The organism is Stenotrophomonas sp. 3diitr2024 (assembly GCF_042136455.1).
GTDB classification, from domain to species: Bacteria; Pseudomonadota; Gammaproteobacteria; order Xanthomonadales; family Xanthomonadaceae; genus Stenotrophomonas; species Stenotrophomonas sepilia.
Genome location: NZ_JBHHMJ010000372.1, coordinates 1 through 866, shown reverse-complemented (window position 1 = coordinate 866; position 866 = coordinate 1). Strand labels below are relative to the sequence as shown.

Here is an 866-nt window from a genome sequence, read left to right as displayed (position 1 = left end):
GTCCCAGCTACCGGCGGGTGCCGGGCGTCGGTTGCATCCTTGCCGCGCATCCTGCGCAGGTCTGATGGCTCAGAACATTCCTTCAAACGGGTTCCAGCTGGCGCGTCCTTCCACCTTCTCCAGGTAGTAGCTGTAGTTGGTGCTGGAGGCGACCAGCAGGTTCATGGCGATGAACAGCATGCGCCCAACGACATCCGGCAGGAACATGCTGACGATGGCCAGCGCGATGTTGATGCCGATCACCACCAGTGCCTTGCGCCACATGCCGAGAATCAGCAGGTAGATGGCACCGAAGAACAACGCGAAGAAGTTCAGGTTGATCTTCAGGCGGTCACCAAAGGACAGTGCCTTCCAGGCCTGCTTGAAGCCGGGGTTCTTGGGGGCGCCGTGCTGGCGGAAGAAGTTGAAGCGGAACTGCCACTTCGGGCTGAACTGGGACAGGTCAGTGGTATTCATTGGGAAACATCCCTGTGAGAAAACGTTTTCATGATAGGACAAGTCCTATTCAGGATCCAAGCGCTAGCGTCAAGAATGTGACGCCTGCCTTGTTCGCGCGCCTGCGGCCAAGCGCCGCGCCGTCACCCGCCCGCCTTGTTTTTAGGATAGGGTGCGCAGTTCCGCTGCCGCCCCGGCTGAACCCGTGCGGCGGCGGGATGTCCATGGAGGTTGCATGACCACAGCTGCTACACCGGAAAACGCACCGGGACCGGTGCTCCTGCCGACACCTGAAGTGGTGCAGGCACAACAACTGCTCGCACGCCAGCAACTGGCGGTGGCGATGGACCGTGCGCGCACGGCCGCCACGCGGGATGCGGCACCGGCCGCGCTGGAAAGCGAGTAACCCGCAACACCGTCGATCGCGCTGG

The 866-nt window shown here is 61.9% G+C and carries 2 protein-coding genes; one reads left to right on the top strand and one right to left on the bottom strand.

The genetic code is table 11. From position 1 onward, the window contains the following. Positions 1–69: 69 nt before the first annotated feature. Positions 70–456, bottom strand: a complete 387-nt coding sequence (locus tag ABGA94_RS09400) for a DUF2628 domain-containing protein (protein ID WP_014648516.1) — start codon at positions 454–456, stop codon at positions 70–72. 214 nt (positions 457–670) lie between these two features. Here ABGA94_RS09400 and ABGA94_RS09395 point away from each other — a divergent pair, with 214 nt between their 5' ends. Then, positions 671–841 carry a hypothetical protein gene (locus ABGA94_RS09395; RefSeq protein WP_021204097.1) on the top strand — a complete coding sequence of 57 codons (171 nt, stop codon included), beginning with the start codon at positions 671–673 and terminating at the stop codon, positions 839–841. Positions 842–866: the final 25 nt, after the last annotated feature.

Bases quoted from the DNA above. Each gene is read 5' to 3' on its own strand.
- ABGA94_RS09400 (WP_014648516.1), bottom strand. From the start codon at position 456: ATGAATACCACTGACCTGTCCCAGTTCAGCCCGAAGTGGCAGTTCCGC.
- ABGA94_RS09395 (WP_021204097.1), top strand. From the start codon at position 671: ATGACCACAGCTGCTACACCGGAAAACGCACCGGGACCGGTGCTCCTG.